Annotated in this window: 5 protein-coding genes; all 5 read right to left on the bottom strand. The window is 59.7% G+C overall.

The features are described from left to right. Positions 1–174 precede the first annotated feature (174 nt). Positions 175–618 (bottom strand): DUF6641 family protein, encoded by a 444-nt coding sequence (locus tag WCJ41_RS19600; protein WP_336907525.1) that lies wholly within the window; start codon positions 616–618, stop codon positions 175–177. Between the two features lie 693 nt (positions 619–1311). Beyond that, positions 1312–1647 carry a hypothetical protein gene (locus WCJ41_RS19595; RefSeq protein WP_336907524.1) on the bottom strand — a complete coding sequence of 112 codons (336 nt, stop codon included), beginning with the start codon at positions 1645–1647 and terminating at the stop codon, positions 1312–1314. A gap of 82 nt (positions 1648–1729) precedes the next feature. Beyond that, entirely contained in the window at positions 1730–4105 is a 2376-nt protein-coding gene (locus tag WCJ41_RS19590) for a DEAD/DEAH box helicase family protein (protein WP_336907523.1), read from the bottom strand. Between the two features lie 387 nt (positions 4106–4492). Further along, a complete protein-coding gene (locus tag WCJ41_RS19585) occupies positions 4493–5053 on the bottom strand; it encodes a pyridoxamine 5'-phosphate oxidase family protein (RefSeq protein WP_336907522.1) in 561 nt (186 codons plus the stop codon). Positions 5054–5105: 52 nt separating this feature from the next. Then, positions 5106–6290 carry a benzoate/H(+) symporter BenE family transporter gene (locus WCJ41_RS19580; RefSeq protein ID WP_336907521.1) on the bottom strand — a complete coding sequence of 395 codons (1185 nt, stop codon included), beginning with the start codon at positions 6288–6290 and terminating at the stop codon, positions 5106–5108. Positions 6291–6399 lie beyond the last annotated feature (109 nt).

Raw genomic sequence — 6399 nt, 5'->3', positions numbered from 1 at the left:
TCGTGGACAAAGACAAGGCACTGAAAAATCTTAAGAAACGCTCGACTAAGATCGACAAGAGGTGATTGTCGTTTCAAAACGACATGGCGGATAACACGACGTCGAACCTGTTTTGACTTCCTAGCAGAAAAGGGTGCCGCGTCAGTCGGCACCCCCTTGCCGAGCTTGGTCTGCTTAGGCTGCCCGCTTCTTGACGATGGGCTTGCTGCGCATCGCAGCCGAGATCATGGCATCGAACTCGCCAACCTCTGTGGCCGCGATCAGCTTGGGGATGAGCGAGACCAACTCCTCCCGGTTGCGCAGGGCGATGGCCTGCTTGCCCTTGTCGAACTCCAAGGGCCGCGAACCGTATCTCACCGTGAGGAACACCCCACCGTCGTTCTGGGTCCGCCACCACTGCTTGAGCCGCTTGTCCACCTCGATCAGGTGCTTCTGCCCATCTTCGGTGTATTCCCAGCGGCGCTTCTTGACCACATGCAGCCGCCCCTCTGCTTCCGCCTGTGCCATGGCCAGCTGCTCACGCAGATGTGCTATCAGCTTGTTGCGCCTGTTCTGCTCGGGGCTGAGCCCGGTTGCACGCGGCACCGCGGTGAATGTCAGTTGCTTCAATACGCTCATTTCAACCTCCTGTGTTGAGCTGACCCGAGCGTGTTGCCAGCAGACCGCGTGGACAACCGGAATTGGATAGAATTCGTGTCAACACGACAAGATCGTGGCTCTCTTGCAACGGTCCGTGGCTGGTTTCGCATTGGATCTCGCGGGTGAGGCTATATCTCGTATCAGAAGCTGGGACGGCACTACAAATAGTGCCTTCAAAAACGCAGTTAGACGGTGGCTGTGCAGGTGTCATCCCTGTCCGCTACTCTGCTAGCGACCCGTCCTCGCCCAGGTGCTGCAGGAGCGTCACAGCGCTTCGTAGGGCTCGAGCTCCGCTGCGAAGACCCCGTTGCTTGCGCAGCGCCCATAAATATCGAGGAAGGGCACAAGCCAAGATGGGAGCATGACAATGGAATATGAGGGACAGATACGGCTAACCGTGCAAGGCACGACGCAATGGGTGTGGGTGGACGTCCGAGCGCAGAGCATGGAATTCGCGCGGGCACTGCTGCAAGCCCAATATGGCAGACCAAACGTGCTGAACGTCCAACAGAAGCGGAAACGCTGAGATCTACGTCTGCTGCGCTTTGCGGAGCGCGGCCTGCGCTTTGTTCGCCCTGATCCGAGCTTTCCTGACCTTCAAGTCCGTCTGCTGCTTCGTGACGGCATCGGACTGGGCTTTGAATGGATCTGTGATCTCATGGATTCGCATGTTCAGTGCCCTGCCACAACTCTCAGGTGGTGCTCTTGCAATTGGCATTTCTGGTTCATCGCCTGCTGAACCAATCCAGCGGCGTGGCTCAGCACCGCACCGACGCGGGGTTCCCTGACCTCGCGTGCACGTTGTGCGAGACAGGTCCACAGGAAGACCAAGCTTCCCAGTTTCATGCCATAGCCCTTGGTGCGCATGGAGCTATAATAGCTGCTGTTCATACCGCAGAGACGGCTGAGTTCATATTGCGTGGTTATGACGCCAAGCTGCTTGAGGCTTGCAAGAAGCTCGGCGTCGATGCGGAGGTTTGCTTCCGCCAGTGCATTGAGGTTTCTCATGCGTGTATTTATACACGGCAGGGATTTTTCCACCTGATGGCGTTAGCTCCAGCATCTGAGCGTAACGGGTTCCTGCCGACATTCATTTCTTCCAGATGCGCTTGAGGAGGTTTGGCACTTCTGTCCTCCGCTCCTGTGGTGATCTCGCCTTGCAAGCCTCAGAGAGGAGATGGTGCCTCGCTACTTGTCGCCCTATGCCACTACGGCGGAGGTCGCAGGCAAGGCGGAAGAAGGCTCCATGTCCTTGGCCATGTCCAGCACTACGCCAGCGGGTGAGGGCCGCAGTGAGGAGAGGCCCCGTGTTACCTGTCGCAGGCAGCGGGTCTTCGTCGTCACCATCGCAATCGCCGACATCCTGATATTCTTCCTCCATTGCATACGTAGCGATGTCGTTCTCCAGCCATTGACCAACATCAAGCGGAGCGCGGACGGGCTCACGATAGTCAATGAAGAAGCTATCCCGTGGGGTTACCGCTTGGCAGGGTGCGTAGAACAGGGAGGCGGCGGTGAACTTGCTCGTATCAAAGCCATGACGCCTCGCGGCGGCTGTCGGTATTTGGACGGTCTCATGGTGGGAACTAAAGCCATTATACCGCAGGACCATCACGATCTGCTGGATCAGCCGTGCGTGCTCATCCACCGACATCACAGTGTCCGTGGGTATGAAGCACCGCCAGCGCGGAGCCTCTCTCGTCGACGAGTGGGTGTTCCACACCAGCATCCGGAGCTGGGGAAACAGCTTGGAGAAGTCGGCATAGCTGAGGTCGCCACCATCATTGTCGAGCCACAGCCCGTTGACATGCCGGACGTTGGCGAGGCCACGACTCGTTTCACTATCGGGAGCATCCGGATCAAAATGTGCTGGGCTGATCAGGAAGTTATCCTGCTTGGATGGCACCACACGGGCATGGGCTTCCTTGAGCAGGTCGATGAACGCTTCAAGGCTCGTGCCATCGAGATGCAGCGTGGGCTCTGTGTCATGGATCGAGGCGTAGACCGTCCCAAAGCTGGGTGTGGATTGGTCGGAGGCAGCGCAGAACCTATCCAGCCACTTCTTATTGCGCTTCCTTGACCGATGAGCCCGGGCCTTGTCAGCCCCCGATGCATGTTTGCGTGGCCGCCCGACGGTAACGCCGGGGATCACCAATCCTGAGTTACTCGGGGTTTCCACACTGGACCCGGGGAACAGCTCCGACAGCCAAAGGGCCGTGGTCGCGTCCATGACGGTGATTGACTTGGGGTTGCCATCCGCAGGGTTGCGGATGGATGTTCGCATGGCGGCCTGGTAGACGGCGGAACGGTAGCTGGCCGTCCGTAGCTCGTCCCCAGCGATGCCCCGTGTTTCCATGAACCGGAAATGGGCGGGTGTGGCGTTCAGCGCCGACAGCACCGCCACGTGATGCATGTGCTGGAAGCCGTTCAAACCATGGGGTGAGTTGGGTAGCCGTATGGCCCCCAACAGCCCGAAGTAGTCATCGGCGATGTCGGTGTTGCCCATCCATGCAAAGGTTTGACCACCATGGGCAGCACCGATCAAACCGGGAAGCCGGTCTCGCAGCGATCTGGGGATGTCCTCGCCGTCGAGGCAGATCGGCTTGTCGCGCAGCGTCTTAGACCAGTCCCGGTCGAGGAGGTAGCGGATGGTGATCAGCGCACCGTTTCCATGATGCCGGTAGCGCAGGCCTTCCAGCATGGCTTCCGGCACGGGCTTGAGTTGCGCCCCATATGCGGTCCACAGCTTGAACAACGTGCTTTCGGTGAACAGGGCTGAGGCGAGTATGACCTGCTTGAACCCGGCGAATAGGCTGGGCTTGAGCAGTGAGTGGGTCACGAGCTGACGGGTGCTGCCATCTCCGCTGAGCAGACCGTAGAAATTGGATTGCAGCGCGAACACGTCCCAGTGTGGTGATTGCACCCTTTCCGCAAGCCCCTTGAACCGTCCCCAGTTGTCGTCACCCCGTGGGTTCCGGGCGATCTTGCGCAAGGGGATGTCCGCGCCCTCCCGTGCCGTAAGGATGCCATAGGCGGCATCATGCGGGCTGAAGCACAGCGCATCAGTAATCATCCGATGCGTTTCCGCGATGTTGAAGGGTTCCGCCACATCGATGGTGGGCACCTCATCGAAGATCAGGTGCCACTGGTGGCGGTTCTCAAGGTAGGACAACCTCATGAACGCGGCATGCGTGATGAACAGCACCGCTCCTTTACTCAGTTTACTTGCCTTGGAATGCTGGATGATCGCCTGCACCACCCGTCTTGCATTACCACCGTGGATCGCTTTGACAGAGATCGACCCTGATGCATCGCGGAATTCACAGCGGATGGTCGCATCAATCAGCTGCTTGGTAGGCTGGACGAACAGCACATGCTCCCCTGCTGTCGCCAGTTGCATCGCATAACGCGACAGTGCGCGGGTCTTGCCAGCGCCCGCAAGTGCATTAAGAAATTGGATTGCCATATTGTATTACCTCGAAAAGAAAGCCCCACACGAATTGGCGGCTTCGTGCGGGGCTTTCGGCTTCGAGGTTTGGCTGGTGCCAGGGCTTCGAATTGATTGAACTCCGCCAGGATCCACATCACTCGTGTCATTGTATTTATGTGGTCAGCACCAAGGGCAGAGCAATAAATTAGGCAGGAAAAGCGATCCACGTGCTGGGTTTTCCATTCAGCTGGGAACAGCGCCTGTCTCATTGGACGAGGTTGAGATATAGGGCGTAACGGAACTAGCTATATAAGGATATTCCGTTACGCCATCTGAAGGGAAGATGCGACTGAGTTGAGACCGTGAGCCAGCGAACGGCTCGAAACGAAAGTCGCAGCACTTCACGAAGTGAAGGGCTCTCCTTTATGGTATGCATGTCAAGCATTGCTTGGCAATGTAGAGCGCTTTTAATTGAGATAGCTCTTCCCAAGTGCGAGTTTGTAGTGCATGACCCTTATCAGATGCTCCGTTCTCAATACCGTCTAACGTTGTTGTCGTTTCAAAACGACTAAGAGCAGTATCAACCTCATTCTCCCAGATCTCGGCGCGGTCGCCGTCGAAGCGCAGTAGCGCCAGCTCCGGGTCGTCCTTTCCGCCGTCATACCAGGCAGCCACGAAGCTGTTCCACAGCTCATCGATGGTGTCGGGGTCATTGTCGAGGCTGAGGCGGCCGTGCACGCTGGCGAACAGGTCATGATCCTTCGAGGCGAAGGTGGCAATGGCGCGGCTGTCGGCGCGCAAATTCTGCACCAGCGTGTTGTCGCGCGCGGTGAAGAACCAGATTGGCCCCTTGGACCCCTTGAGCTGCGCCGTCATCGGCCGGGTGTGGCTTTCCTCGACACCGACCAGCCCCAGCATCATGGTCATGTCGGACTTGAGCGACATCCAGAATTTCTTCTCGAGTTCCTTCGACGTGTCGGCCATCGCTCCATCTCCTCAACAGGCATTGCGCCGGGAGGAACGCGATGCGGCAGTCTCAGTTCCGGTGGATCAGATGCCGCGCCCCGAAAAGCGCCAGGCCCGCCACCAGGCCCCAGAAGGCGGAACCCACCCCGCCAATGGCGAGGCCGCTCGCGGTGACAAGGAACGTCACGAGCGCGCTCTCGATGTCGCGCGGCTCCTTCATCATGGCGGTGACACCCCCCATGAGCGGTGAGAAGAGCGCAAGGCCCGCGATGGCCGTGATGAGCTCTTTCGGCAAGGCGCCCAGTACATGCACGAAGCTGGCGGCCATCAGCCCGATGAGGCCGTAGAACACAAGGTACGGCCACGCCACCAGCCAGCGCTTCGCCGGGTCCGGGTGGCAATCGGGCCCCGTCACAATCGAGGCGGTGATCGCCGCCATGTTCACCGCATGGCTGCCAAAGGGCGCCAGCAGGGTGGAGGTGGCCCCGGTGACCAGCAGCGCCGGCTGCACCGGCGGCTGGTAGCCGCTCGCCCGCAGCACCGCGAAACCGGGCAGGTTCTGGGACGCCATGGTGACGAGGAACAGCGGCACGCCGATCGACAGGATGGTCTGGAGGTCGAAGGCGGGCGTTGTCCATTCCAGCGCCGTGATGCCGAAGCTGCAGCAATCATCCGCGAAGCTGCCGCTGAAGCCCGCAAAGGCAACGCCCGCGACCACGATCACCGGCACGGCATAGAGAGGATAGGAAAGCCTGAGGCCGAAGAACACGATGATCAGCGGCAGCACCACGAGCGGCATGGCCATGGCGGCGCCGGGAACCCCCAGCGTATAGCGCAGCAGCACGCCCGCCAGCATCGCAGCCGCGATGGGCGCGGGGATCTTCTCGATGGCCTTTTCAAGGGGCTTGATGAGGCCCGCCACCACCATCAGCAGCCCCGCCACCACGAAGGCCCCGAGCGCGTTGGGATAGCTGATGCCGGTGCCGGAGGTGGCGATCAGCACCGCACCCGGCGTCGACCATGCCGTGATCATCGGCATGCGGTAGCGCCACGAGAGGATGAAGGACGATGCCGCCATGCCGAAGCACAGTGCCGCTGCCCAGGATGCCTGCTGGCCGGGCGTCGCCCCCACATTCCGCGCAGCCTCCATGATGACGAGGATGGTCGATGCGAAGCCCACCACCACCGCGGTGAGCGTGGATGAGATCAGGCTGAACCAGCCCGCGCGAGAAGAGGAAAGCGTCAGGCCGGTCACGGGATGGGAACTCCGGGCTCGTATTTTGCAATGCGCAGGATCAACGTCGTCTTCACCGACATCCACCGGATGACCGGCCTGTTAGGTGGAAGACTTGCGCAATTTTGGG

Origin of the sequence: Aestuariivirga sp., assembly GCF_037139295.1 — a bacterium.
Lineage (GTDB): Bacteria > Pseudomonadota > Alphaproteobacteria > Rhizobiales > Aestuariivirgaceae > Aestuariivirga.
The sequence above is the reverse complement of the archived record's forward strand: the minus strand, read 5'-3'. Positions and strand labels throughout refer to the sequence as shown.